General features: G+C 73.0%; 24 protein-coding genes and 1 pseudogene. 10 read left to right on the top strand and 15 right to left on the bottom strand.

Features of this window, described 5'->3' with window-relative positions; genetic code table 11:
- Positions 1–7: 7 nt before the first annotated feature.
- A complete protein-coding gene (locus tag ACZ4SA_RS23500; RefSeq protein ID WP_468277726.1) occupies positions 8–862 on the bottom strand; it encodes an ABC transporter permease in 855 nt (284 codons plus the stop codon).
- Positions 859–1,869, bottom strand: coding sequence for an ATP-binding cassette domain-containing protein (locus ACZ4SA_RS23495; RefSeq protein ID WP_468277723.1), 1,011 nt, complete (start codon positions 1,867–1,869; stop codon positions 859–861). Before ACZ4SA_RS23495 ends, ACZ4SA_RS23500 begins: the two co-directional genes overlap by 4 nt.
- 244 nt (positions 1,870–2,113) lie before the next feature.
- Between ACZ4SA_RS23495 and ACZ4SA_RS23490 the strand changes: the two genes are divergently transcribed.
- Both ACZ4SA_RS23490 and ACZ4SA_RS23485 read left to right on the top strand, forming a co-directional pair.
- Entirely contained in the window at positions 2,114–2,407 is a 294-nt protein-coding gene (locus ACZ4SA_RS23490; RefSeq protein ID WP_468277720.1) for an antibiotic biosynthesis monooxygenase family protein, read from the top strand.
- A 388-nt stretch (positions 2,408–2,795) separates the two neighbouring features.
- Positions 2,796–3,587: an SDR family NAD(P)-dependent oxidoreductase gene (locus ACZ4SA_RS23485; protein WP_468277718.1), complete on the top strand. Its 792-nt coding sequence runs from the start codon at positions 2,796–2,798 to the stop codon at positions 3,585–3,587.
- Between the two features lie 105 nt (positions 3,588–3,692).
- On the opposite strand, the gene ACZ4SA_RS23480 is transcribed toward ACZ4SA_RS23485, so the two are convergent.
- Positions 3,693–4,688 carry an acyltransferase domain-containing protein gene (locus ACZ4SA_RS23480; protein WP_468277715.1) on the bottom strand — a complete coding sequence of 332 codons (996 nt, stop codon included), beginning with the start codon at positions 4,686–4,688 and terminating at the stop codon, positions 3,693–3,695.
- 285 nt (positions 4,689–4,973) lie between these two features.
- Between ACZ4SA_RS23480 and ACZ4SA_RS23475 the strand changes: the two genes are divergently transcribed.
- Positions 4,974–5,423, top strand: coding sequence for a nuclear transport factor 2 family protein (locus ACZ4SA_RS23475; RefSeq protein ID WP_468277713.1), 450 nt, complete (start codon positions 4,974–4,976; stop codon positions 5,421–5,423).
- A 71-nt stretch (positions 5,424–5,494) separates the two neighbouring features.
- On the opposite strand, the gene ACZ4SA_RS23470 is transcribed toward ACZ4SA_RS23475, so the two are convergent.
- On the bottom strand, positions 5,495–6,439 hold the full coding sequence (locus ACZ4SA_RS23470) for an MBL fold metallo-hydrolase (protein ID WP_468277711.1): 945 nt from the start codon (positions 6,437–6,439) through the stop codon (positions 5,495–5,497).
- 155 nt (positions 6,440–6,594) lie between these two features.
- Here ACZ4SA_RS23470 and ACZ4SA_RS23465 point away from each other — a divergent pair, with 155 nt between their 5' ends.
- Positions 6,595–6,873, top strand: coding sequence for a DUF6059 family protein (locus tag ACZ4SA_RS23465; protein WP_468277708.1), 279 nt, complete (start codon positions 6,595–6,597; stop codon positions 6,871–6,873).
- A 75-nt stretch (positions 6,874–6,948) separates the two neighbouring features.
- Here ACZ4SA_RS23465 and ACZ4SA_RS23460 read toward each other — a convergent pair whose 3' ends face one another.
- The 7 genes from ACZ4SA_RS23460 to ACZ4SA_RS23430 all read right to left on the bottom strand — a co-directional run bounded on the left by ACZ4SA_RS23460 (position 6,949) and on the right by ACZ4SA_RS23430 (position 14,408).
- Positions 6,949–8,571 (bottom strand): FAD-binding oxidoreductase, encoded by a 1,623-nt coding sequence (locus tag ACZ4SA_RS23460; RefSeq protein ID WP_468277706.1) that lies wholly within the window; start codon positions 8,569–8,571, stop codon positions 6,949–6,951.
- Positions 8,568–9,848: an FAD-dependent monooxygenase gene (locus tag ACZ4SA_RS23455; protein WP_468277704.1), complete on the bottom strand. Its 1,281-nt coding sequence runs from the start codon at positions 9,846–9,848 to the stop codon at positions 8,568–8,570. Before ACZ4SA_RS23455 ends, ACZ4SA_RS23460 begins: the two co-directional genes overlap by 4 nt.
- Positions 9,845–10,108: an acyl carrier protein gene (locus ACZ4SA_RS23450; RefSeq protein ID WP_356635859.1), complete on the bottom strand. Its 264-nt coding sequence runs from the start codon at positions 10,106–10,108 to the stop codon at positions 9,845–9,847. Before ACZ4SA_RS23450 ends, ACZ4SA_RS23455 begins: the two co-directional genes overlap by 4 nt.
- Positions 10,109–10,133: 25 nt before the next feature.
- Positions 10,134–11,420: a ketosynthase chain-length factor gene (locus tag ACZ4SA_RS23445; RefSeq protein WP_468277701.1), complete on the bottom strand. Its 1,287-nt coding sequence runs from the start codon at positions 11,418–11,420 to the stop codon at positions 10,134–10,136.
- The gene (locus ACZ4SA_RS23440) at positions 11,417–12,682 is read right to left on the bottom strand and encodes a beta-ketoacyl-[acyl-carrier-protein] synthase family protein (protein ID WP_468277700.1); all 1,266 of its coding nucleotides are present in this window, start codon (positions 12,680–12,682) and stop codon (positions 11,417–11,419) included. Before ACZ4SA_RS23440 ends, ACZ4SA_RS23445 begins: the two co-directional genes overlap by 4 nt.
- Positions 12,683–12,695: 13 nt before the next feature.
- Positions 12,696–13,499 carry a thioesterase II family protein gene (locus tag ACZ4SA_RS23435; RefSeq protein WP_468277698.1) on the bottom strand — a complete coding sequence of 268 codons (804 nt, stop codon included), beginning with the start codon at positions 13,497–13,499 and terminating at the stop codon, positions 12,696–12,698.
- 87 nt (positions 13,500–13,586) lie between these two features.
- Entirely contained in the window at positions 13,587–14,408 is an 822-nt protein-coding gene (locus ACZ4SA_RS23430) for an AfsR/SARP family transcriptional regulator (protein ID WP_468277695.1), read from the bottom strand.
- 294 nt (positions 14,409–14,702) lie between these two features.
- Between ACZ4SA_RS23430 and ACZ4SA_RS23425 the strand changes: the two genes are divergently transcribed.
- The 5 genes from ACZ4SA_RS23425 (at position 14,703) to ACZ4SA_RS23405 (ending at position 19,192) form a co-directional block, all read left to right on the top strand.
- Positions 14,703–14,987, top strand: a complete 285-nt coding sequence (locus ACZ4SA_RS23425) for a phosphopantetheine-binding protein (RefSeq protein WP_468277693.1) — start codon at positions 14,703–14,705, stop codon at positions 14,985–14,987.
- Between the two features lie 144 nt (positions 14,988–15,131).
- The gene (locus ACZ4SA_RS23420; protein ID WP_468277691.1) at positions 15,132–16,220 is read left to right on the top strand and encodes an LLM class flavin-dependent oxidoreductase; all 1,089 of its coding nucleotides are present in this window, start codon (positions 15,132–15,134) and stop codon (positions 16,218–16,220) included.
- A 26-nt stretch (positions 16,221–16,246) separates the two neighbouring features.
- Complete coding sequence (locus ACZ4SA_RS23415) at positions 16,247–17,020, top strand: thioesterase II family protein (protein ID WP_468277688.1); 774 nt, start codon at positions 16,247–16,249, stop codon at positions 17,018–17,020.
- The gene (gene solA / locus ACZ4SA_RS23410) at positions 17,017–18,168 is read left to right on the top strand and encodes an N-methyl-L-tryptophan oxidase (protein ID WP_468277685.1); all 1,152 of its coding nucleotides are present in this window, start codon (positions 17,017–17,019) and stop codon (positions 18,166–18,168) included. The genes ACZ4SA_RS23415 and solA overlap by 4 nt, the downstream gene beginning before the upstream one ends.
- Before the next feature lie 19 nt (positions 18,169–18,187).
- The gene (locus ACZ4SA_RS23405) at positions 18,188–19,192 is read left to right on the top strand and encodes an AfsR/SARP family transcriptional regulator (RefSeq protein ID WP_468277683.1); all 1,005 of its coding nucleotides are present in this window, start codon (positions 18,188–18,190) and stop codon (positions 19,190–19,192) included.
- A gap of 94 nt (positions 19,193–19,286) precedes the next feature.
- Here ACZ4SA_RS23405 and ACZ4SA_RS23400 read toward each other — a convergent pair.
- A pseudogene (locus tag ACZ4SA_RS23400) lies at positions 19,287–19,496 on the bottom strand (zinc ribbon domain-containing protein); the annotation flags it as partial.
- Between the two features lie 38 nt (positions 19,497–19,534).
- Between ACZ4SA_RS23400 and ACZ4SA_RS23395 the strand changes: the two are divergent.
- Positions 19,535–20,671, top strand: a complete 1,137-nt coding sequence (locus ACZ4SA_RS23395; RefSeq protein WP_468277681.1) for a Fic family protein — start codon at positions 19,535–19,537, stop codon at positions 20,669–20,671.
- 308 nt (positions 20,672–20,979) lie between these two features.
- On the opposite strand, the gene ACZ4SA_RS23390 is transcribed toward ACZ4SA_RS23395, so the two are convergent.
- From ACZ4SA_RS23390 to fabD, 3 genes are read right to left on the bottom strand one after another with little or no spacing between them, the layout of a single operon-like run.
- On the bottom strand, positions 20,980–21,513 hold the full coding sequence (locus ACZ4SA_RS23390) for a flavin reductase family protein (protein WP_468277679.1): 534 nt from the start codon (positions 21,511–21,513) through the stop codon (positions 20,980–20,982).
- Positions 21,514–21,552: 39 nt separating this feature from the next.
- A complete protein-coding gene (locus ACZ4SA_RS23385; protein WP_468277676.1) occupies positions 21,553–22,398 on the bottom strand; it encodes a 4'-phosphopantetheinyl transferase family protein in 846 nt (281 codons plus the stop codon).
- Entirely contained in the window at positions 22,395–23,273 is an 879-nt protein-coding gene (gene fabD / locus ACZ4SA_RS23380) for an ACP S-malonyltransferase (protein WP_468277788.1), read from the bottom strand. Before fabD ends, ACZ4SA_RS23385 begins: the two co-directional genes overlap by 4 nt.
- Positions 23,274–23,300 lie beyond the last annotated feature (27 nt).

Here is a 23,300-nt window from a genome sequence, read left to right as displayed (position 1 = left end):
TCGGTGATCAGCTTGTCAGGTTGCGGAAGCGGCGCACCGACAAGGGGAAGAAGATCGCGCACAGGATGACGGGCCACACCACGGCCATCAGCAGTGCGTGCTGCGCGATCCACGAGTCTCCGCCGAAGCCCGGGTTGCCGAACAGTTCCCGCACCGCGAGCACCGTGGAGGACAACGGGTTCCACTCGGCGATCGTGCCCAGCCAGCCCGGCATCGTCGACGGTGCGACGAACGCGCTGGTGAGGAAGCCGATCGGGAATTCCAGGGTCTGCACCATGGTGATGCCCTCGGGGCCCTTCATCAGCAGTCCGAGGTAGATGCCCGCCCACACCAGGGCGAAGCGCAGCAGCAGCAACAGGCCCACGGCGAGGGTGGTTTCGCCGAGGGTGCCGTGTGCGTCCCAGCCGATGGCGAGGCCGGTGGCGAACAGGACGGCCAGGGCCAGCAGGGAGGAGAGCATGTCGGTCACGGCGCGTCCGACGACCACGGCGGAGGGGGCCATGGGCATGGTGCGGAAGCGGGAGGTGACGCCCCGGTTCTTGTCGGCGGCCACCGCGGTGACCGTCTCGCCCATGCCGAAGACCATCGTCATGACGAACATGCCGGGCACCAGGAACTCGCGGTAGTTTCCGCCGCCGGGCACCTGCATGGCGCCGCCGAAGAAGTACCCGAACATCAGCACCATCATGACGGGGAAGACCAACGACCCGATGAGGGTGCCCGGTTCGCGTACCCAGTGGGTCAGGCCGCGCAGGGTGACGGTCCAGCCGTCGGCGAGGGCCCAGCGCAGCCGGGCGAGCGGGGTGCGTGCGATGACCGGGGCGAGGCCCTGGCCCAGCGGGCGGGGTGCGGTGATGCTCATGCCGCCACCGCCTCTCGGTCGGCCGCCGGCGCGTCCGTGCCGGTGCCGGTCAGGTGCAGGAACACCTCGTCGAGGGTGGGGCGGCGCAGCGCGATGTCCTCGGCGGCCACGCCGGCCGCGTCCAGGGCGCGGACGATCTCCGCGAGCGCGGCGGCGCGGTCGGTGACGGGGGCGCTGAGGCGGCGGGTGTCGGGGTCGGTGTCCGGCTCGCCGGCGGCAACGCGCGCCAGCGCGGCCGCGGCGGCGGGCAGTTGGTCGGTGCGGCGCACCACGACGTCGATGCGGTCGCCGCCGATGCGGCTCTTGAGCTCGTCGGGGGTGCCCTCGGCGATGACCTTGCCGGAGTCGATGACGGAGACGGCGTGGGCGAGCTGGTCGGCCTCCTCCAGGTACTGGGTGGTCAGCAGCACGGTGGTGCCGGTCTCGACGAGGGTGCGGACCGCCTCCCACACCTCGCCGCGGCTGCGCGGGTCGAGGCCGGTGGTCGGCTCGTCCAGGAACAGCACCGGCGGGGCGAGCACCATGCTTGCCGCGAGGTCCAGGCGGCGGCGCATGCCGCCCGAGTACTCCTTCAGCGGCTTCTTGCCGGTGTCGGCGAGCCGGAAGTGCTCGAGCAGTTCGTCGGCGCGGCGGCGGGCGGCGGCCGGGGACAGGTGGTGCAGGCGGCCGAACATGACGAGGTTCTGCCGTCCGCTGAGGACCTCGTCCACGGCGGCGTACTGGCCGACGAGGCCGATGCTCGCCCGCACGTCCGCGGCCTGCCGGACGACGTCGTAGCCGGCCACCTCGGCGCGTCCTGCGTCGGCCTTCAGCAGGGTCGACAGGATGCCGACCGAGGTGGTCTTGCCCGCACCGTTGGGGCCCAGCAGTCCGTGGACGGTGCCGGCAGGCACGCGCAGGTCGAATCCGTCGAGGGCGTCACGGTCGCCGTAGCGTTTGCGCAGTCCTTCGGCGAGGACTGCCGGGCTGGTCGGATCCACGTCGGCTTCCTTACGGGTAGCGGTCATCCGGCCGAGGGTCCCAAAGCGTGCCGGAGCGCGGGCGGAGCACCGGTCGGCGACCGGTCGAGGACCGGTCGAGGAGGCGGGGGCGGAGAGGCGGGGGCGGGGAGGCGCGAGGCCGGCGGAAGGCGGGGCGCCCGAGCAGAGGGACCGGGCCGTGGCCCGGGGGCCGGGACCGGTCCCGTTCGACGGCTGCTCTAGCGCGGGGCGGGACGGTGACGCGAGGAGGTCCCCGACCAGAGGATGCACTGTGATCACTTTCATCAACCGGTTCCACGTGACCGGCCCCGGCGATGAGTTCGAGGCGGCCTTCGACGCCACGTCGGCGTTCTTCGCCGCGCAGGACGGGTTCCTGAGCCACCGTCTGCTGCAGCACGTCGACGAGCCGCACCTGTATGTGAACATCGCCGACTGGAAGGACGAGGAGACCTTCCGCGCCGCGCTGGCCCGTCCCGAGTTCGCCGCGCACCGCGCCAGGCTGCGCACGCTCAGCAGCAGCGACCCGAACCTGTACGTGCCGCTGCTGGAGCGGGTCGCGCGCTGAGACCGCTCACCGAGAACGCCCCGAGCGCGCCTCGAGCAGCCTTCGACCGGTTCTCGCGCCCGCTCCGGGCGGCGCGGCAGGAACTCGCCGCCGGCCGGCGGCTGGGGCGAGGAGCCGGGAACGGGACTCCAGCGGGGTGACTCGAGTCCGGCTCGGGGCCGGATCGGGCGGGAGCCGACGTCCCGTCGAGCACAAGTCCATGACCAGGCCCCTGCCTTCCGGCCGGTGGCACAGTTGCCCTGCCGGCCGGCCGGCGCCCGTGGCGGCCCCTTCGAGACGTGGACCGAACCGGGGCGGTGCCGGCTGCCCCACTGCAGCGCTGTGTGGCACCCCGGTGCCTTCGTCCTCCAGCCCGGGCCGGGCAGCCATCGACCCTGAGGAGTAACCGATGAGCAAGACCATCAAGGATCAGCGGATCGCCCTGGTGACGGGCGGCACCAGCGGTATCGGCCTGGAGATCGTGCGCAGGCTGGCGTCAGCCGGCATCCCGGTGCACCTGTGCGGGCGCTCGAAGGAGACGGTGAGCAGCACCGTCAAGGAGCTCGTGGAGGAGGGCCTGGCGGTCACCGGCTCGGTGTGCGACGTGCGCGAGCAGGAGCAGATCGGCGAGCTGGTGCGCACGGTCGTGGAGCAGCACGGCCCGATACGCATCCTGGTCAACAACGCCGGCCGCAGCGGCGGCGGCCCGACCGCCCAGATCACCGACGAGCTGTGGACCGACGTCATCGCCACCAACCTCACCAGTGTCTTCAGGGTCACCAAGGAGGTCCTGACGGCGGGCGGCATGCAGGAGGCGGGGCAGGGCCGGATCATCAACATCGCCTCGACCGGGGGCAAGCAGGGCGTGGTGCTCGCTGCCCCGTACTCGGCGTCGAAGCACGGCGTGGTGGGCTTCAGCAAGGCGCTCGGCCTGGAACTGGCCCGTACCGGCATCACCGTCAACGCGGTGTGCCCCGGGTTCGTGGAGACGCCGATGGCGGAAAGGGTCCGCGCCGGTTATGCGGGCGCGTGGGGCGTGAGCGAGCAGGAGGCGTACGAGCGCATCACCACCCGGGTGCCCAACGGCCGTTACGTGCAGGTGCGGGAGGTCGCCGCGATGGTCGAGTACCTGGTCGGCGACGACGCGGCGGCCGTGACGGCGCAGGCGCTCAACGTCTGCGGCGGCCTGGGGAACTACTGATCGTCCGGGGGCGGGTTCGAGGTGTGCGGCGGCCGCGACGGCCGGTGGTGAGCACCTGCCGTCCGGGCGGGCAGGGTGCTCGACGGACCCCGCGGTCCGCGGGATTCAGGCCCGTTGGGGGGCAGTGGTGGCGGCGAGCAGCTGTTCCCGGGCCCGGCCCGTCTGCTGCCGGTCGCCGTCCGGGGTGCGGCTGGGGGCGGGCAGCAGCGCGGTGGTGGTGTGGTGGCCCAGCCTCACGGCGGGGTGGCGGCAGGCGATCGTGGTGAGCCCCTTGCCGGGCCCGGTCTCGACCAGCAGGTGACGGCCGGTGGACAGGAGCTTGTCGAGGGTGGGCCAGAAGTGGACGGGGGCGACGGGGTGGCTCGCCCACAAGGCGGCGTCGGCCACGGTGTCCGCCTCCAGCCGGGTGCGGGTGAAGGCCGACCACAGGGGGATGCGGGGCGGGCGGGCGGCGATCTGCCGGTACAGGGTCAGGTCCTGGAACAGCGGTGCCAGGACCGGGCTGTGGAAGGGGTGGTGGGCGGCCACCGGCAGGGCGGTGATCCCGGCGTGGCGCAGGTCGGCCGCGATGGCGTCCAGCGGGCCGGTGAGGCCGGCGAGAACGGTCTGGCGGGGGGCGTTGAGCGCGCCGACGGCTATCTGGGGGTGCCGGGCGAGGAAGGGGCGTACGTCGTCGGGGGTGCCGGCGACGGTCAGCAGCCCGCCGGGGTCGGTGGGGGCGATGCGGGCGACCCGGTCGCGCATGACGGCCACCGCGTCCTCGAGGGTGAACACGCCGGCCAGGGTCGCGGCGGCGAGTTCGCCGACGCTGTGGCCGAGGAGGGCGGCGGGGCGCACGCCCCAGGACATGACCATGCGGCCGAGCGCGTAGTCGAGGGTGAACAGCAGCGGCTGGGCCCGGCGTACGTCGTCGATGCCGATGGCCGGGTGGTCGCCGAGCCAGTCGGCGCGCAGTTCTTCGCCGTTGCCGAAGAGGGCCAGGCACTGGTCGACGGCGTCGGTGAACACCGGGTCGCTGCCGTGGAGTCCGGCGGCCATGCGCGGGTACTGCGCGCCCTGGCCGGGCAGCAGCAGCACCACGTCCCGGAACGTGCGGTCCATGCGCGGGCCTCCTTCGTCCGACCCCCCGGTGCCGATGCGGGCCGGTGCGGGTGCGGGTGCGGGTGCGGGGTGCGGGTGCGGGTGCGGGTGCGGGTCAATGTGCCGTGCGCGTATGGAGGTTCGCTCGAGAACCGGTCCACGGGCGCGCGGGCGGCTGGCCGGTCCCAGTGCGGCTCGAGGGCGGGTCCACCTCGCGCAGCGAGGCTCGGCGGGCCGCGACAGTGCGCGCGCCGGGCCTGCCCGGCTTCCCCGGCCTGAAGGCCGGAACATCCTCGGAGGAACCAGGTGACCAGCACAGCCATGGCGGCCACGGTGTCGCAGAGCGAGATCTACGCACAGGTGCAGCAGTTCTACGCCGGCCAGGTGCGTCACCTGGACGGCATGCGGGCCGAGGAGTTCGCCGGCTCGTTCACGAGCGACGGCGTCTTCGACCACCGTCCGGGTGGCGACCCGCTGGTGGGCCGGGAGGCGATCGCCGCGGCGATCGGCGAGTACCAGAGGACCACGCACGCCGCCGACCCGGTGCAGCGCCGCCACTGGTTCAACATGCTGGAGGTCTTCCCCCAGGACGACGGCACGCTGCGCACCGAGTACTACGCGCTGGTGGTGCAGACCCGACCCGGTGTGCGGGAGCCGGTGGTCGGTCCGAGCTGCTTCGTCACCGACGTCCTGGCTTACGAGGACGGGGAACTGCGCACGAAGTTCCGCAAGGTCAGCCCGGATCACGTGGTGTGAGACCGTGGCCCGGCGCACAACAGAGGCGGCCCGCTCCGGCGGGCCGCCTCTGTTCGTCGGCGCGGCGCGGCTCAGGCCAGGCAGCAGGGCAGCGCGCCGTGGTGGTCGATCATCTCGCCGAGCGCGCTCTGCATGACGGGCATCGGCAGCGGGTCCGCCTCGCCTGCGCCGTCGAGTTCGGCGAAGGCGCGGTGCAGGTTGGGCACGAGCCGTTCGCTGTCCAGGAGCTGCGCGTAGGGGCCGAGGTCGGCGTCGCGGGCGGTCTCGAGGGGGGTCAGGCCGGCCCGGTGGCCCTGGGCGGCGAGCTGCTGGACCCGGCGCAGATAGCCCTCGACCTGATCGAGGACCTCGGGCCCGCAGAGGGGGCCGTGGCCGGGGACGACCGTGGTGGCGCCGAAGGCCCGCAGCCGCTCCAGGGCCGCCAGCGAGCCGGTGACCGAGCCCATCAGACAGAACGGCGTCACCCCGTTCATCACCAGGTCGCCGGTGAACAGCACCCTGTGTTCCGGCAGCCACACGACGGTGTCGCCTGAGGTGTGCGCGGGGCCGATGTGCTCCAGTTCGGCGCGGATCTCTCCGACGTGCAGGGTCAGCCGGTCGGTGAACGTGAGCTGGGGCGGGGCGAGGTGGATGGTGCCCCAGTCGACGTCCGGCCACAGGCCGGTCAGGTGGAGCCCGGCGGCGATCATCTCGCTGCGGGTGCGTTCGTGGCCGATGACGAGCGCTTCGGGGAACAGGTGGTTGCCGAAGGCGTGGTCGCCGTGGAAGTGGGTGGTGACGACCGCGCGGGGGGCGGCCGCGTTCAGGCCGAGCGCGGTGGTGCGCAGGTGCCGGGCGCGGGACTCGGTCGCGGCGGTGTCGACGAGGGCGCTCTCGCCGCCGGAGACGATGATGCCGGCGTTGTTCAGGCACCAGCCGCCGGGCGGCTGGAGGTAGGCGTGGACGCCCGGCGCCACCTGAGTGGCCCGGCCGGCGGGTGCGGGGGCTTGGCTGCGGACGGTGGTGCTGGACGGCACGGCCTCTCCTTACACAGATGTTGCGGGACGGCCGAGTCTGGTGGGGGCGCCTTGTGGCCTGGTCGACTCTCCAGGCGCGTTCGGTCCCGTTGCGACCGGCCCGCCGGAACCTGACGATGAGTGCCCGCCGGGCACGCCGAGCGTAAGGATTCCCGGTGATCGACGAGTTTTCGTGTGCGTCGGATGCGGCGAAGGCCGCGGGCGGCGGCGGCACGGCCGCCCGGCACGCGGTGGCGCGGGGCCTGCGGGGGGTGTGGCGGGGTCTGGTGGCATACGGGGCCGTCTGCCTGGCGGGCGAGTGTGCGCGCGCCGCGGCCGAGCGCCCCGGTCCGCTGTCCGGGCCTGCGGCGGGCCATCCGGAGCGGCTGCGTCCGGACGTGCCGTTGAGCCCGCTCGAGCGTGCGCTGATGCGGGAGTTGGGCCGGGTGGGCTGAGAAGCGGCGGTGCGGGTCGCCCGGTACGGGCGGGTCCGCCCGTACCGGTCCGGTGCCCGGCGGCCGGTCCGGTGCTCAGGCGGGGCGGACGGACAGGGTGTGGCGGAAGACGCCGCGCGGGTCCCACTTGGCCTTGATGCGCTGCAGGCGCGGGTAGTTGTCCTTGTAGTAGAGGTGGTGCCAGGGCACGCCGGAGGTGTTCCAGCTCGGGTCGGCCAGGTCGATGTCCGGGTAGTTGATGTAGCAGCCGTCGCTGCCGCGGCCCGGGACGGGCACTCCCCCGGTGGCGGCGAACACGTCCCGGTAGGTGCGGCGCAGCCAGTCGATGTTGGGGGCGTCGGCCTGCGGGTCCTGCCAGGTGTTCATGAAGATCACGTTGAGGACGCTGTCGCGGTGTGCGCTCGCGGTGGCGCCCGGCGTCAGGGTGTTGATGCGGCCGCCGTAGGACTGGATGGACACCGATGCGCTGTCGTTGCGGTGGTCGGTGGAGTTCAGGTGGGTGTGCAGGGCGTCGGTCTGGGCGGGGGTGAAAGCGCGCCGCAGATACGCCGACTTGATCTTGTGCCGGCCCTTGTCGGTGTCCTGCGACTCGGCGAGCGCGACGGTGGCGGTCAGCCATGGTTCGCTCGCGGTGTCGGTGATGTAGGGGGTGGCGCCGACGCCTTCGGTGAGCGCGGCGACGTAGCGCTCCAGCAGTTCGCGGGCGCCGGGCAGGGTGCCGTCGAGGTGGGTGAAGACGATGGCGCTCTGCCCGGGGTCGTTGTCCCTGAGCCGGCCGGGCAGCACCAGGCCGCTGTACAGGCCGGCGTAGGGCGAGGCGGGGTGGCTGTGCTGCTCGTGCCACTGGCCGTGGTTGCGTATGAGACGGCCGAAGGAGGCCTGGTCCATGCCGTCGCGGGGGTAGATCACCGCGCCTGAGAGGATGTCGGCGGGCGGGCGCGGCAGCAGGTGGGCGGGGTCGGATCCGTGGGCGTGCGGGGAGCGGAACCAGTAGCGGGTGACGATGCCGAAGTTGCCGCCGCCGCCTCCGGTGTGGGCCCACCACAGGTCGCGGCGGGGGTCGTCGGGCTCGCGCGTGGCGACGACGGCGCGGGCGCGGCCTTGGGCGTCGACGACGACGACCTCGAGCGCGTACAGGTGGTCGGAGGCGAGGCCGTGGGCGCGGCTGAGGGCGCCGTAGCCGCCGCCGGTGATGTGTCCGCCGAAGCCGACGGTGGCGCTGGCGCCGCCGGGCAGGGTGACGCCCCAGCCGTAGTACAGGGTTTTGTAGACGTCGATGAGCTGGGCGCCGGCCTCGACCATGAAGGCGCGCCGGGCGGGGTCGTAGGTGACGGCGTTCATGGCGGCGAGGTCGATGACGAGCTGGACGGCCGGGTCGCCTGCGACGTTCTCGTAGCAGTGGCCGCCGCTGCGGACGGCGATGCGCCGGCGGCGGCGCACGGCGGCGGCGGTGGCGCGGACGACGTCGGCGGTGGTGGCGGCCAGGCAGAAGGCGTCGGGGCGGGCGGTGAAGCGTTTGTTGCTGCCGCGGACCGACAGGGCCGCGTAGCGCGGGTCGTCGGGGGTGACCAGGGCGGCGCGCGCCGCCGTGGTGGGGGTGGCGCGGGCGGCGGGGGCGAGGCCGGTGGTGGTCAGGGACGCGGCGGCGCCCGCGGTGAGGGCCTGGGCGACGAAACGCCGGCGGCTGGGGGCGGTCATGGTGTCGGTGCGCCTTTCTGGAGTGCGGGGGCGGCGGTGAACAGGTCGGTCCGCACCGGGGCGGGGGTGGGTCCGTAGGCGATGCGGGAGGTGAGGTGGGCGCCGAGGCGGGTGCGGGTGACCAGGGCGGCGGCGCGGGCGCGCAGATAGGTGGGGAGGGGTCCGGCACAGCCGAGGAACGCTGTGGCCTGCAGGCGCTGGACGCGGGTGACCTGGGTGGCGGCCTTTTCGCGTGCGTGCTGGAAGGGGGCGAGGCGTTCGCGGGTGCAGCCGCCGGTGTGCAGGGCGTCGATGAGGACGGGGTGCAGGGCGGCGGCGTCCTGCAGGGCGAGGTTGATGCCCTGGGCGCCGAGCGGGCTGTGGGTGTGGGCGGCGTCGCCGATCAGGACGAGACCGTCGTGCACCCACTGCCGGGCGTGGGCGGCGAACACGTCCAGCAGGGTCAGGTCCGCGAGGCTGGTCAGGTGCGTATGGAGGAGGTCGGCCAGTTCGGGGACGGCGGCGGCCAGTTCGTCCCTGATGGGGGCGATGCCGCGGGCCGTGGCCTGCTGCCAGCCGCGGTGCGGCAGGGCCCAGCCGATGCGCAGCCGGTCGGGGTGGGTGTCGTGGACGAGTACGGCGGTGCCCGCGGCGCGGTGGATGCGCACCCGACGGGTGGCGCGGCCGGGTGCGGGCAGGGTGAACCAGACGATGTCCTGGTCGAACGCCTCGGTGCGTCCGGCGTCGATGCCGGCGAGGGTGCGGGTCCTGGAGAAGCGTCCGTCGGCGGCGACGACGACGCGCGCGGCAACCGTGGTGCGCGTGGCGGGGCCGGTGAGGGTGGCGCCCGTGCAGCGGCCGCGTGCGTGGGCCAGGGCGTGGATGCGGTGTCCGGGCAGGTAGGTGAAGCCGGGCAGCCGGTGGCAGGCGTCAAGGAGTTCTTCGAGCAGGTGGCGCTGGGGCAGGGCCAAAAGCTGCGCGTAGGGGGAGTTCAGTCGCCGGTAGTCGATGTCGAGCAGGACGCGGCCGCGTTCGAGGACCTGGAAGCCGTCGAGGGTGCGGGCGCCGCGGTCATGTGCGGCGGCCAGCACGCCGAGGTCGTCGAGGATGCGCTGGCCGCCGGGCTGGAGGATTTCGCCGTGGAAGTCGCGGGCGAAGGTGGTCGACTTCTCGGCGAGGGTGACCTGGATCCCGGAGCGCAGCAGCAGCAGGCTCAGGGCGAGTCCGGCCGGGCCGGCGCCGACGACCAGGACGTCGGTGTGCGCGGCCGTGTGCGGCGCCGGCCCGGCCGGGGTCACACCGCTGCCCGGGCGGACAGGGCCCGGTTGACCAGGGCGAGGTAGTCGCGGGGGGTTTCCGCCTCGTCGAGGCCTTCTTCGTCGAGGGCGATGTCGTAGTCGCGTTCGATGCGGCCCGTGGTCTGCAGCAGGGCCAGCGAGTCGTAGCCGAGGGCGAGGAAGGGGACGTCGAGGACGTCGCCGTCGAGGTCGACGCCTTCCTCGACGCCGGCGCACTCGCGCAGCAGGGCCTTCAGGTCGGTCAGTTCCAGGCGGTCCATGCCGGTGTCTCCTCTTCGTTGCGTGTCATCTCGGTCCGGGGCCCTGGCTGATGACGGCCGCGGAGTTGAATCCGCCCCGGCCGCGGGCCAGGACGAGCGCGTTGCGCAGTCGCATGCCGTGGCGGGGGGTGGTGACCAGGTCGACGGGGCAGTCGTCGGCGGGTCGGCGGGTGCCGGTGGTCGGGGGGATGACCTGGTCGCGCAGGCTGAGCAGGGCGGCGGCCACATCCAGGCAGGCGCCGCCGGCCAGGAGGCGGCCGGTCATCGTCTTGGGGGCGGTGACGGGCACTCCCGCCGGGCCGAACAGGGCGGCCAGGGCGTCTGCTTCGGCCCGGTCGGCGCCGCGTTCGCCGGCGGCGTCGGCGAAGACGACGTCGATCTCGTCGGGGCGGACGCCGGCGTCGGTGAGGGCCAGGCGGGCGGCGTCGGCCAGGCGGGGGGTGCCGGGGCCGTCGAAGGTGGCGGCGTAGCCGGCGAAGGTGCCGTGGACGCGGGCGTCGCGTGCCTGGGCGGCGTGGGCGTTTTCGAGGACGAACAGGGCGCCGCCCTCGCCGACCACGTGGCCGTTCGCTGCCGTGTCGAAGGGCAGGTAGGCGCGGGCGGGGTCGCTGGTCGGGCTCAGGGCGCCGCCGGCGAGGTGGGCGGCCCAGCCCCAGGGGCACAGGGCGGAGTCGACCCCGCCGGTGATCATGAGCCGGCTGCCCTTGCGGATGTGGCGGCGGGCCTGGGCGAGGGCGTCGAGGCCGCCGGCCTGTTCGGCGACGACGACGCCGCTGGCGCCGCGCAGGCCGTGCCGGATGGAGATCTGGCCGGTGTTGACGGCGTAGAACCAGGCGAAGGACTGGTAGGCGCTGACGTGCTGGCCGCCTTTGCTCCACAGGGCCTGCAGTTCGCGCTGGCCGAACTCGAAGCCGCCGGCGGAGCCGGCGGTGACGACGCCGGCGCTGTAGTCGGGCAGGGTGGCGGGGTCCTGGCCCCAGTCGTCGAGGGCTTCCTTGGCGGCGGCCAGGGACAGCCGGGTGACCCGGTCGGTCTGCGGCAGCAGCCGGCTGGGCAGGTGGTCCTCGTCGACGAAGCCGGGGACCTCGCCGGCGATGCGGACCGGGTAGCGGGTGGCGTCGAAGCGGGTGAGGGGGCGGATGCCGCTCTCGCCGGCGAGGACGGCCTGCCACCAGGCCTCGGTGCCCAGGCCGTTGGGGGCGGCGACGCCGATGCCGGTGACGACGGTGGCGGCGGTGCGCCGGGCGGCGGGCCGCTGTGCGGGCCGCACGGCGGGCTGGGTTGTGGGGTGGTCCGCCAGGGCCGTGGTCATGCTGCCTCCTTCAGGCGCGGCCGGGTCAGGACGATGGCGCTCTGGAAGCCGCCGAAGCCGCTGCCGACGCTCAACACGGTGTCGGTGCGCTGTTCGCGGGCGGTGAGGGGGGTGTAGTCGAGGTCGCAGGCCGGGTCCGGCTCGTGCAGGTTCGCCGTCGGTGGCACGGTGTTGTGCTCGATGGCCAGGGCGCTGGCGGCGACCTCGAGGGAGCCGATCGCGCCGAGGGAGTGCCCGATCATCGACTTGATGGAGCTGACCGGGACGGTGTGGGCGTGCGCGCCGAGGCTGCGTTTGAAGGCGGCGGTCTCGTGCCGGTCGTTCTGCTTGGTGCCCGAGCCGTGGGCGTTGATGTAGTCGACGGCGGTGGGATCGAGCCGGGCCTCGTCCAGGGCGGCGGTGATCGCCTCGGCCATCTCGACGCCGTCGGCTTTCAGGCCGGTCATGTGGTAGGCGTTGCTGCGGCCGGCGAACCCGGCGATCTCGGCGTAGATGCGGGCGCCGCGGCGGCGGGCGTGTTCGAACTCCTCCAGGACCAGGACGGCGGAGCCCTCGCCGAGGACAAATCCGTTGCGGGTGCGGTCGAAGGGCCTTGAGGCGGTGGCCGGCTCGTCGTTGCGGGGGCTGGTGGCCTTGATGGCGTCGAAGCAGGCGACGGTGATCGGCGAGATGGGTGCTTCGGTGGCGCCGGTGACCATGACGTCGGCGCTGCCCTCGCGGATCAGGTCGACGGCGTGGCCGATGGAGTCCAGGCCCGAGGTGCAGCCGGTGGACACGAGGGAGACGGGGCCCTGGGCGCCGCTGGCGCGGGCCACTTCGGCGGCCATGGAGCTGGGCACGAAGTAGTCGAAGAGGTGGGCGACGGCGCGGGTGTGGTCGACCTCCCAGGTGCTGCCCCGTTCGCTGACGACGGCGTACTCGTCGTCGAGGCCGGTGGTGCAGCCCACCGCGCTGCCGAGGGTGACGCCGGTGCGCAGCGGGTCGCCGCCGGGCGGCAGGCCGCTGTCGGTGAGGGCTTCGCGGGCGCTGACGAGGGCGAACTGGCAGGCCCGGTCCAGGCGGGCGGCCTCGGCGGGGGTGAAGCCGTGCGCGGCGGGGTCGAAGTCGGCCTCGGCGGCGATGCGTGAGCGGTAGCCGGATGCGTCGAACAGGGTGATGCCGCGGGTGGCGGTGCGGCCCGCGGTGAGCGTGTCCCAGAAGCGTCCGGTGCCCACGCCGCCGGGGGCGACGACGCCTATGCCGGTGATGACGACCCGTCTCATCGGTTGTTTTCCCTCACAGTTGTCCTCCAGATAGGGGCTCGGTGCGCTGCACGACGCGGCAGGCCCGCCCGATGAGCCGGGGGATCTCCCGGCCGCGTACGAAGAAGTGGTCGCCGGGAACGGTGCGGCGCACCAGCCGGCCGCTGGTCCAGTGCCGCCAGCCGTCCATCGTCTCGGCGCCGACGACCGGGTCGTCGGCGCCGTCGACGGCCAGGACGGGCAGCGGCAGGGGCCCTCCGGTGGCCGGATCGAGGGCGGCCGCCCGCAGGGCGGCGCCCAGGGCGAGGTCGTCGCGGAGCACGGGCAGCACGGTGCGGTGCCATACGCTGCCCGCGTCGGCGAGCAGGCCGGTGGGTGCGGAGCCCAGGTCGCCGAGGAAGGCGAGGAGCTGCTCGTCGCTCAACTCGCTCCCGCGGCCCGCGGGCACGGCGTCCGGCGGCGGGCAGGCGCCGACGGCGAGGAGCGCCGGTGGGGGCATGCCCTGGTCGATCAGGGCGCGGGCCAGGGTGTAGGCGACCATGCCGCCCAGGCTGTGCCCGTACAGGACGTAAGGGCCCAGGTGTGCGGCGCGGGTCATCTCGTCGAGCAGGTCTGCGAGCAGGCCGGCGCGTGTGGTCAGGCGCGTTTCGCGGCGCCGGGTCTCCCGGCCGGGCAGCGGCACGGGAACGATGTCGAGGTCCGGGCCCGAGCGGGCGGGCCAGCGGGCGAAGCCGGTGACCCCGGCGCCGGCGTGGGCGAAGCAGTACAGCCGCAGCGGTGGGCGGCCCGCCGGGGCCCGGCCACCTCTTTCGGCTGTTTTCTGCACGGAACCGTTCATGGGCACCGAGCCTCGTCCACCGGCCTGGAGAACGGCTCGAATCAGCCAACCGCCGCCCCCGCGCCGGTGGTTGAGCGTCTGCGTGGGTCAGGCGGCGTACAGGTTGAACGTGGAGGTGCGGCGGGGGCTGGAGGCGATGTCCAGCTGCGGGTCGACGGCGAGCATGGCCTGGTGCAGGCGCTGCAGCTGCGGCGAGGGCTCCACGCCGAGCTCCTCGATCAGGCGCCGGCGCAGCCGGTGGAAGACGTCGAGGGCGGTGGCCTGCCGGCCGGAGCGGTAGAGCGCCACCATGGCCTGCGAGTGCAGGCCCTCGTGCTGGGGGTGGCGGGCGATGAGGTCGGTGAGTTCGGCGATCACCTCGACGTGCCGGCCCAGGCGCAGATCGGCGTCGATACGGCGCTCGCGGGTGACCAGTCTGCTCTCCTCCAGCCGCATGACCTCGATCTCCAGGATGGGGCCGACGCGCACATCGACCAGGGCGGAGCCCTGCCACAGTTCCAGTGCCTGCCGGTAGGTGCGGGCGGCGCGTTCGTCCTCGCCCTCCTCGAAGGCCTGCTGGCCCTCGGCGACGAGCCGCTCGTACTCGTGCACGTCGACCGCTTCGGGCGGTATCTGCAGCAGGTAGCCGCCGTGCCGGGTGGCCAGCACGTCCTTCGCGGTGCCGGGGGCGTCGGGGCCCATGGCGGTGCCCAGCCGGCGGCGCAGCTGGAGGATGTATGTCTGGAGTGTGGTGAGCGCGCTGAGGGGCAGTTCGGTGCCCCAGATCTCCTCCATGAGGGTGGGGACGGGCATGACCCGTCCGGGGTAGAGGGCGAGCAGCGCCAGGATCTGCCGCGGCTTGCCCGCAGTCGGAACGATCGACATCCCGTTGACGTGGCCACTCAGCGGACCCAGAACCTGAATCTTCATGGTTTCCTCCGTACCTCGACGGCCTGCGCCCGGCTTCCGGACCCTTTTACGAGCCGGTATCCGGGGCGCGGTCGATATTGCGCCATGACAGGACCCGCTGTCCTTTCCTCACGATCCATGGACGAGAGGCACGGTAGCTCTTTTCGAGTCGACCGTCGGGTCAATCTCCAGTCGCTGTCGAGCAGTTCTGCAGGGGCACTGTCTGACGCGTCGCTGACAGATAGCTGACCGGCCCGCGCGTACATAGCGGATCGTCTTCCGCGGCGCCTTGGCGCGCTGTTAGGTTTCCGGGCCATGGAGACCTATTCGGAACGTGAGGTGCCGCCGGGCGCGGATCCGCTCACCCGGCAGCTGCTGCGGCAGATGGTCGCCGGCTGCATGCAGCTGGAGCCGGCCGAACTGCCCGGCGACGACGAGGACCTGGTCGACCACGGGCTGGACTCCATCAGCACGATGCGGCTGATCTCCGCCTGGCACCGGCGCGGTATCGAGGTCGGCTTTCCGGAGCTGATGGCCCGCCCGACGCTCGGCCACTGGTGGCGGCTGCTTTCCGACCAGGACACGGTCCGCACCGGCTGAAAGAAACTCAAGACCTCTCATACAGCGGCTGGAGTCCCGCTCGCGCACGTCCCGCCGCGCTCCTTCACCGTCTAAGGTCCGATAGTCGAAGAGTTGTCCTCGGCTTTTTCGTGAAGCCGGAATCGGATCACAGACGGAGCCCCCATGGAATTCGGCGTCAACTTCTTCCCGGTCGTCGACCCGGTCAAGAAGAGCGCGAGCACCTATTACGACGAAAGTCTCCAACTGGTCGAGCTGGCCGAGGCTCTGGACTTCGAGCATGTCCAGACCGTCGAGCACTACGGCTCCCCCTACGGCGGCTACAGCCCCGACCCGGTGGTGTTCTTGACCGCCGCGGCGGCGCGCACCAGCCGTATACGGCTGGTGACCGGCGCGGTGATCGCCTCCTTCGCGCACCCGGTGCAGGTCGCGGCGCGCCTCGCGCTGCTCGACAACCTCTCCCACGGCCGCCTCGACGTGGGCTTCGGACGCGGTTTCCTGCCCGATGAGTTCGAGCTGTTCGGTGTCCCCATGCAGGAGAGCCGGACCCGGTTCACGGAGGTCGTCGAGGCGTGTGTGGCGCTGTGGAGCGGCCAGGAGGTCCGCTTCGAGGGGCAGGTGCACCGCTTCGGTCCGGTCACCGGCTTCCCGCGGCCCTACCAGCGGCCGCATCCGCCGGTGTTCGTGGCCTCCGCGACGAGCGCCGAATCGTGTGCGCTCGCCGGTGAGCAGGGGCACCATCTGCAGGTCGTGCCGTCGGTCACCAGCCGCGAGCAGCTGACGGGGATGACGGACGCCTACCGGCGGGCGCGGCGGGCCGCGGGCCACCAGGGCCCGGGCCGGATCCAGATCAAGTACACCTGCTACCTCGGCGAGGACCGCGACACCGTCCTGGCGGACGCGCGTGCGTGCGAGCTCAACTATGTGGAGCAGATGGCGGCGGCGGTGGCGTCCTGGGCGGGTGCGCGCTCGGCGCAGTACCCCGGCTACGAGAAGTTCGCCGACAAGGCCCGCGGCTACGACTTCGATGCGGCGCTGGCCGAGAACAAGGTGCTGGCCGGCACACCCGACGAGGTGAGCGCGCAGATCGACACGATCCGCGGCTGGTACGGCTCGGACGTGTGCCTGAGCCTGCAGTTCAACCCCGGTCATCTGCCCTACGAGCGCGCCGAGCGCGCCATGGAGCTGTTCGCCCAGCACGTCGCTCCCGCGTTCGCCGGCGACGGCGTGGCCGCTGCCGCAGCCGCCGCGTGAGCGCGGCCCGACCCGAGGGAGCAGACATGTACGGCACTCATGGCGGGCTGAGGCTGTTCGTCTTCCATCACGCGGGCGGCTCGCATCTGCTGTACCGCGACTGGCCCGGGCTGCTGCCCTCCTCGTGGGACGTGCGGCTGCTCGACGCGCCGGGCCGCGGCCGGCTCACCGGCGAACCGCAGATCGACGACGCCCGCACGCTCGCCGGCTTCTTCCGGCGCCGGCTGGCGGCCGATCTGAGCGGCCCCTTCGCGTTCTTCGGACACAGCATGGGCGCCCTGATCGCCTACGAGCTCACCCAGCAGCTGGCCGCGGAAGGGCAGCGGCTGCCGGTGTGGCTGGGGCTGTCCGCGCGCGGCGCGCCGCGCCCGGCGGGCGACGGCACCCGCCGCCATGACCTGCCCGACGACGAACTGCGGCTGCATCTGGCCGCGATGGGCGGCACCCCGCTGGAGGTCCTGCAGGATGCGGACCTGTGGGAGATGTTCGCCCCGGCGCTGCGCAACGACCTGAAGCTGGTGGAGAGCTGGCGTCCGCTGCCCGGCGCGCCGGCGTTGAGCATGCCGGTGTCCGCGTACGGCGGCGACGGCGACGTGGTCGTCCCGCCGGAGCGGCTGGCCGGCTGGGAGCAGCACTGCGCCCGCTTCATGGGGCTGCGGATGTTCGACGGCGGGCACTTCTACTTCCAGGCCGACCCGCGCACGCTGCTGCAGCAGGTGGCCCGTGACGCGACGGCCGCACTGAACGCGCCGGGAGCCGCGGGGCCGGCGGGCGCGGTGGGGGCGGTGGGGGCGCCGTGAGCGGCAGCAACACGGACGCGGACATAGTCGTCGTCGGGCTCGGCGCCTGGGGCGCGTGCGCGCTGTGGCAGCTGGCCCGGCGCGGGGCGCGGGTGACCGGCGTCGAACGGTACGGTCTGGCGAGCCCCCACGGCTCTTCGCACGGCGAGAGCCGCATGTTCCGCACGGCGTGCCTGGAGCATCCCGGGCTCGTGCCGCTGGCGCAGCGCTCACGGCAGCTGTGGCAGGAGCTGGAACGGGAGAGCGGCGCGCATCTGCTCGATCCGACCGGGGCGATGCTGATCGGCCCGCCCGAGGGGCGGATCGTGGGCGGCGCGCTGCGGGCCGCGCGCGAGCACGGCCTGGACATCGAGGTGCTCGACGAGCGGGAGCTGCGCCGCCGGGCGCCGGCCCACGACGGGCTGGGGGCCGGCCACATCGGCGTCGTCGAACCGGCCGGCGGGCTGACGCTGCCGGAGATGACGATCCGGGCGGCGGTCGGCGCGGCCCGCTCGGCGGGGGCCGAGGTGCTGACCGACACGCGGGTGGTGGCGCTGGAGTTCACCGGCCCGGGCGTGGCCGTGCACACGGCGGCGGGCCGGGTGCTGCGGGCCGGGCAGGCGGTGGTCAGTGCGGGTCCCTGGCTCTCCCAGCTGGTGCCCTCGCTGCCGCTCGAGGTGGTGCGGATGCCGACCACCTGGTTCACCCCGGCCCGGCCGCACGAGCGGTTCACGCTGCGGCGGCTGCCGGTGTTCATGCGCGAACTCGACGGCGGCGACGTGATCTGGGGGCACGGAGTGCTGCCCGGCCACGCCGAGCTCAAGCTGGGCCTGGAGGACGGCGGCCGGCACTTCACGACCGTCGACATCGAGGCCGTGGACCGCTCGGTGTCCCCCACCGACTGGAGCGTGCTGGCGCGGCATCTGGCCACTGCCGTGCCCGGCGTGGGCGAGACGCCCACCCGGGCGGTGGGAGGCGTCTACGCCCGCACCCCCGACGGCCAGTTCGTCATCGGCCGGCCCGGGCGCAACCCGCGCCTGGTGGTCGCCGGGGGCTGCAACAGCCACGGCTTCAAGCACTCCACCGGCATCGGCGAGGTGGTGGCCGACCTCGCGCTGGGCAAGGAGCCGGCCGTGCCGCTGGGGTTCACCGATCCCGACCGATTCTGAGGGACGTGCGAGGAAGACGATGAAGTTCCGCATTCTCGGTCCGGTGGAGATCCACGACGAGCGAACCGGTGTCAGGATCCTTCCCACGGGCGCCAAACAGCGCGCGCTGCTGGGCGCGCTCGTGGTGAAGTCGGGGCAGATCGTGTCCGTGCACCGGCTCATCGACGAACTGTGGGGCGAACAGCCGCCGGCGAACGCGACCAACGCGCTCCAGGCCCATGTGGCGCGGCTGCGCCGGCTGCTGCCGGTGCCCGAACCGGGCTCCGGCGAGCAGCACCACGAGTGGATCGTGACCCGCTCCCTGGGTTACGTCCTGCGGCTGGGCCGGGCCGGCACCGACGCCGACAGCTTCCACCGGCTGGCCGCCCAGGGCCGTGCGGCGGCCGCCGCCGACCCCGAACAGGCCGCCGAACTGCTGCGCCAGGCACTGGCGTTGTGGCGCGGACCGGCCCTGGAGGGCAGCGTCCTCGGCGACATCTGCGCGGCCGAGGCCGCCCAGCTGGAGGAGAACCGGCTGACCGCCCTGGAGGCCCTGTACGACGCGTGCCTGCGGGCGTCGCGGCACGGTGAGATCACCGGCGAGCTCGAGGAACTGACCACCGACCACCCGATGCGGGAACGTTTCTACGACCTGCTGATGGTCGCCCTGTACCGGTGCGGCCGGCAGGCGGAGGCGCTGAGCGTCTACGACCGGGCACGCAAACGGCTGGTCCACGAGCTGGGCGTCGAGCCGGGCCCGGCGCTGCGCGGCCGCATGGAGGCGATCCTGCAGCACGATCCGCGGCTGGCCGTACCGGGCACCGCGGAGTTCACGGCCCGCATCCACCCCATGCCGCGGCCGTCCGCTCCTCCCCTGCCGACCGGTCCGCAGACCGGACCGGAGGCGGGCCCGGACGCGACCGTGCTGAGCCTGACCGGGGAGATCGCCCGGCTGCGCAGCCGTATCGAGCGGCTCTCCCTCGAACAGGAGGCGCTGATGCGCCGCTTCGACGCTCTGGTCGCCAATCCGGCGGCGGGGCAGTAGGAGGTCTCCTTGTCGACTTGACCCGGCCCTGAAGGACCGGGCTTGGAGGTAGCGCCCAACTGGCTGCCGGGTGGGCTCCTCCGTCCAGACACCCCTATGGGGTGGCAGGGACGCGTGGCCCACGCCCCGCAGTGCACGCGGCCTCGCCCTTGCGGGCGATGTTGCGGGAAGCGTTCCGGTCCGCGTGGGCAACGACCCCGCAGCTCCGGCAGATGAAGAGGGCCTGGCTTGCCCGTTCTTCTCCGAGGGCAGGGTCTGCACGTCGGACTACGCCGGTCAGCCCGCACGGTCGAGAGAAGCCGTAAGGCTTGACATAATGATTGTGTCATGGTGTCATGGAGCATGTTGTATGAGACGCCGACGCTGGATGCTGAAGATCGTCGTGTCCTTGAGGAGATCGAGGAGATGCGGCTGCGGTTGCGACATCAGCTGCGCGCGCAGCCTCGTTGGTCGGGGCAGCTACGGCGGAATCTCACGGCGCGGGCGATCGCCGGGTCGAACACGATCGAGGGTTATGCCGCGACCGTGGACGATGTCGAGGCGCTGATGGCGGGGGAGGAGCCGCTGGAGACGGAGGATCGCACCCGGGTGGAGTTGGAGGGCTATCAGCGTGCGATGACCTACATCCAGGCCCTCGCGGACACGGATGACGGCTTCCGGTATGACGCGGGCCTGCTCAACGGCCTGCACTTCATGCTGCAGGGCCATCACCTGGACAAGCGGCCCGGCAGGTGGCGCGACGGACCGGTCTTCGTCACCAGCCCCGACGACCCGCTCGTCCCCGCCTACACCGCTCCCGACTTCGAGCAGGTGGCCTTGCTGATGCGGGAGCTGATCGACTGGCTCAACACCGGAGACCTGGACGCTCCGGTGCACGTGCGCGCGTCGATGGCGCACCTGAACCTGGTCAACATCCACCCCTGGAAGGACGGCAACGGGCGCATGTCCCGCGCGCTGTCGACGCTGGTGTTCGCCCGTGAGGCGCTGATGCCGCCGGAGTTCTCCTCCATCGAGGAATGGCTCGGTCGCGGCCAGAACACCTACGGCTACTACCGCGTGCTGCAGCAGGTCGGCGGCCCGAAGTGGAGCCCGGGACGGGACACGCACCCGTGGATCCGCTTCTGCCTTGAGGCCCACCACCGGCAGGCCCAGCAAGCCCAGCGCCGCACCGACCTGCTGTCGCGGGCCTGGATCCACCTGGGCGAAGCCGCAACTGAGATGGGTCTGGACGAGCGTGTCGTCTACGCGCTGCTGCCGGCCTTCTGGGGGTCGAAGGTGCGGCGCACCGTCTATCAGCAGGACGCCGAACTCTCCGACCAGCAGGCCATCCGCGACATGCGTGAGCTCGTCCGCCTGGACTGGCTGGTGCCGCACGGAAAGGCCAGGGCGCGCTTCTACGGGCCCGGTCCGCGCATGGCGTCTGTGCAGGAGACAGTCCGCCAGTCACTCGAACCGTACGCCGACCCCTATCGAAGCTGACCCCGTCCGACGAACGGCCCCGGATCCGCCAAGAGGACATCACCCTGCGCGGCCTTCTCATGGCCGGCTGGGTGCCCCCGCACGGACCGTGGGACGACCAGATGGCGTTCATCTTCGACGGTGGCACGCTGGACGCCCGTCAGGCGCAGGAGATGCATTCACCCCCTGGCGTGAACGCCGGGGCTTTCTGCAAGAGTCCCGGTAACGCAAGGGCGCGGCATCGTCATCCGCGACGAGAGGACCTCCGCGCCGTCAGGCTCCGGCCCGGCGGACGACGGGCGAGGGCGGCACTCGGCCGCAGGCCCGGGTCACACGAGCGCGGCCGCCGAGGGGGCCGAGGTGTGGAAGCCGCGGCGGTACCACAGCAGGGGCGGCGTCGCCGGGTCGCCGGTGCGTATCTCCACCGGGGTGCCCAGGACGAGATCGTGGTCGCCGGCGCGTACCCGTTCCGTGGTGCGGCAGCGCAGCAGGACCGTGGCGTCCGGCAGATACGGCACGCCCGACCCGTCCCAGGCGGCGAACTCGCCGCCCGCGAACCGGTCCGCGCCGTGCGTCGCGCACCGCTGGGCGACATCGCGGTGGTCCTCGCCGAGGATGTTGACGCAGAACTCGCCGGCCGCGGCCATCGCCGTATGGCAGCTCGAGGTGAGCGCGATGCCCACCATCACCAGCGGCGGGTCCAGCGAGATGGAAGTCACCGAGCCGGCGGTGAAGGCATACCGGCGTCCCGCCGCGTCGAGGGCGGTGACGACGGTGACGGGCGCGGCCAGCAGGGCCATCGCGTCCCGGAAGGTCTGCTGGTCGGCCACGGGCCGTGTCGTGTCCTGGGCTGCTCCTGTCACGGATGTCACGGTGCTCCTCCGTCGGATGTGGGTGCTCGGTCAGTGGGCGGCGGCGCCCGCGAGGGCCGGCAGGTGGCGGTGCCCGGCGGGCAGCGCCACCTCGCGGGGCGCGGCGCGGCCCCAGGGGAATCCGTCGTGGATCAGCAGCCGGGCGGGCGGCGCGGCCTCGTGCGCCGTCTTCTCGACGGCGAGGGACACCAGCACCTGAGCTCTGGGCTCGAGTTCGGCGAACAGCCAGCGCTCCGCGCTGTCGCCCTGCGGGGGACGGAAGCCCACCACCCCGCGGTCCTCGGCGAGTTCGAAGGCGAACGAGTCGAACGGCAGGCCGAGACCGAGGCCGCGGGCCTTGGCGTAGGCCTCCTTCAGCGTCCACAGCCGCAAGGTGGCCCGGTCGCGTCTGCTGCCGGGCCCGATGCCGGTGAGGTAGTCGCGTTCCTCGGGGGCGAAGCTCTCCACGATCCAGTCCAGGCCGCGTTCGCCGCCCCGGTCGAGGCGTTCGACGTCGACGCCGACGCGGCGGCCGCGGGTGACGGCCACGACGTTGCAGCCGTGCGCGTGCGACAGGTTGAAGTCCAGCTCCGTGCCGGGACCGGGCGGGAGCGGCGAGGCGGGCGGCATCTGCAGGAAGGGCCGGCCGCGTGAGGAACGCCAGATCGTCGCTTCCGCCTCCGGGATGCCGGTCTCCAAGGACAGCACCCGCCGTACCAGCGCGTGGGCGACCAGGTACTGGCGGCGGTCGCGTTCGAACAGGAAACGGCCGGCGATCTCGCGTTCGTGCTCATCGAGCCAGTGCCCGGCCAGCAGGGTGCTGGTCGCCTCGTCGAGGGCCTCGTTGAGGCAGAACCAGAGCTGGACCGTGTCCGGGCCGGCGGCGGTGGCGCTCACCGGGCCCCCGCGGGCACCCGCTCGCGCCGTATCTGGCGCAGCATGCCCGTCAGCACGTTCCCGGTGCCGATCTCGGTGAACTCCGGCTCGGCGCCGTACTCCTCGTCGAGGATCGACTCGATCGTCTCGCGCCAGCGCACCGGCTGGTGGATCTGCTGCAGCAGCAGCTCGCCGACTTGTTCGGGCGTGTAGCGGCGGGCGGTGGCGTTCGCGATCACGGGGAAGGCGAGCGGGCCGAAGCCGGTCCGCTCGACGACCGGGTACAGCTCCTCCGCGGCCGGGGCCATGTAGCGGGAGTGGAAGGCGCCGCTGACGGCGAGCCGGCGCACCATGCGGGCGCCCGCGTCCTCGAGGATCGGCCCGGCCTCCTCCAGGTCCGCCGCCGGGCCCGCCAGGACGATCTGGGCGGGCGTGTTGAGGTTGGCCAGGTCCAGGGAGGCGAATCCGGCACGCAGCAGCAGGAAACGCAGCTGCGCCTCGGGCAGACCGACGACGGCGCTCATGCCGCCGCCCTCGATACGGGCCATCGCGGCGGCCCGGGCGGCCACCAGGCGCAGACCGTCGGCGAAGCCGAACGCGCCCGCCGCCTCCAGCGCGTTGTACTCGCCCAGGCTGTGCCCCACGGCGACGTCGGCCCGCACCCCGGTGTCCTGGAGGGCGGCGCGGTGGGCGAGGGCGTTGACGGCGAACATCGCCGGCTGCGTGTAGCGGGTGTTGCCGAGCTGGTTGTGGGGGTCCTCCAGGCACAGCCGACGCAGGCTGTAGCCGAGCACGTCGCTGGCCTGCTGCTCCAGTTCGCCGAAGCGGTCGAACAACTCCCGTCCCATGCCGACGCGCTGGGCGCCCTGGCCGGGGAACATGAGGATCCGGGTCATCGTGATCACAGCCTTCGTGGTGGTGCG

It is taken from the genome of Streptomyces sp. NPDC027962, assembly GCF_055566095.1.
The sequence above is the reverse complement of the archived record's forward strand: the minus strand, read 5'-3'. Positions and strand labels throughout refer to the sequence as shown.

Bases quoted from the DNA above. Each gene is read 5' to 3' on its own strand.
- ACZ4SA_RS23500 (WP_468277726.1), bottom strand. From the start codon at position 862: ATGAGCATCACCGCACCCCGCCCGCTGGGCCAGGGCCTCGCCCCGGTC.
- ACZ4SA_RS23495 (WP_468277723.1), bottom strand. From the start codon at position 1,869: ATGACCGCTACCCGTAAGGAAGCCGACGTGGATCCGACCAGCCCGGCA.
- ACZ4SA_RS23485 (WP_468277718.1), top strand. From the start codon at position 2,796: ATGAGCAAGACCATCAAGGATCAGCGGATCGCCCTGGTGACGGGCGGC.
- ACZ4SA_RS23480 (WP_468277715.1), bottom strand. From the start codon at position 4,688: ATGGACCGCACGTTCCGGGACGTGGTGCTGCTGCTGCCCGGCCAGGGC.
- ACZ4SA_RS23460 (WP_468277706.1), bottom strand. From the start codon at position 8,571: ATGACCGCCCCCAGCCGCCGGCGTTTCGTCGCCCAGGCCCTCACCGCG.
- ACZ4SA_RS23450 (WP_356635859.1), bottom strand. From the start codon at position 10,108: ATGGACCGCCTGGAACTGACCGACCTGAAGGCCCTGCTGCGCGAGTGC.
- ACZ4SA_RS23445 (WP_468277701.1), bottom strand. From the start codon at position 11,420: ATGACCACGGCCCTGGCGGACCACCCCACAACCCAGCCCGCCGTGCGG.
- ACZ4SA_RS23440 (WP_468277700.1), bottom strand. From the start codon at position 12,682: ATGAGACGGGTCGTCATCACCGGCATAGGCGTCGTCGCCCCCGGCGGC.
- ACZ4SA_RS23435 (WP_468277698.1), bottom strand. From the start codon at position 13,499: ATGAACGGTTCCGTGCAGAAAACAGCCGAAAGAGGTGGCCGGGCCCCG.
- ACZ4SA_RS23430 (WP_468277695.1), bottom strand. From the start codon at position 14,408: ATGAAGATTCAGGTTCTGGGTCCGCTGAGTGGCCACGTCAACGGGATG.
- ACZ4SA_RS23425 (WP_468277693.1), top strand. From the start codon at position 14,703: ATGGAGACCTATTCGGAACGTGAGGTGCCGCCGGGCGCGGATCCGCTC.
- ACZ4SA_RS23420 (WP_468277691.1), top strand. From the start codon at position 15,132: ATGGAATTCGGCGTCAACTTCTTCCCGGTCGTCGACCCGGTCAAGAAG.
- ACZ4SA_RS23415 (WP_468277688.1), top strand. From the start codon at position 16,247: ATGTACGGCACTCATGGCGGGCTGAGGCTGTTCGTCTTCCATCACGCG.
- ACZ4SA_RS23405 (WP_468277683.1), top strand. From the start codon at position 18,188: ATGAAGTTCCGCATTCTCGGTCCGGTGGAGATCCACGACGAGCGAACC.
- ACZ4SA_RS23395 (WP_468277681.1), top strand. From the start codon at position 19,535: ATGTTGTATGAGACGCCGACGCTGGATGCTGAAGATCGTCGTGTCCTT.
- fabD (WP_468277788.1), bottom strand. From the start codon at position 23,273: ATGACCCGGATCCTCATGTTCCCCGGCCAGGGCGCCCAGCGCGTCGGC.